Annotated in this window: 1 protein-coding gene; it reads right to left on the bottom strand. The window is 64.1% G+C overall.

Features of this window, described 5'->3' with window-relative positions:
* The coding region (locus tag ABG80_RS18435; RefSeq protein WP_152987743.1) for a hypothetical protein at positions 1 to 257 on the bottom strand (257 nt) is incomplete at its 3' end.
* Positions 258 to 273: the final 16 nt, after the last annotated feature.

A 273-nucleotide genomic window follows, 5' to 3' on the forward strand; every position in this document is an offset into this window, starting at 1 on the left:
ACCTTGCCCCCCTCATAGGCGAGGCTCACCGACGCGCCAGGAGCCCACGCACGCACCGGCACGGACACCTGCTCACCCACTCGGCCCTCGAAAGGCTTGGTGTCCGGAACTGTGAGGGTGAAGAGTTGAACGAGGCTACGGTTATCGAGGCCCTCGATCTGGAGAACCGGGCGGGTGGGGATCACCTCGCCGGTCTTCTTGTTGACGCCACCACCCAGGGTGGTGACTGCTCGAATGGTGCCGGTCAGCGTGAGCATCACAGGCTCCCTTGAT

Origin of the sequence: Aquabacterium parvum, from assembly GCF_001447195.1 — a bacterium.
Classification (GTDB): Bacteria; Pseudomonadota; Gammaproteobacteria; order Burkholderiales; family Burkholderiaceae_C; genus Aquabacterium; species Aquabacterium parvum.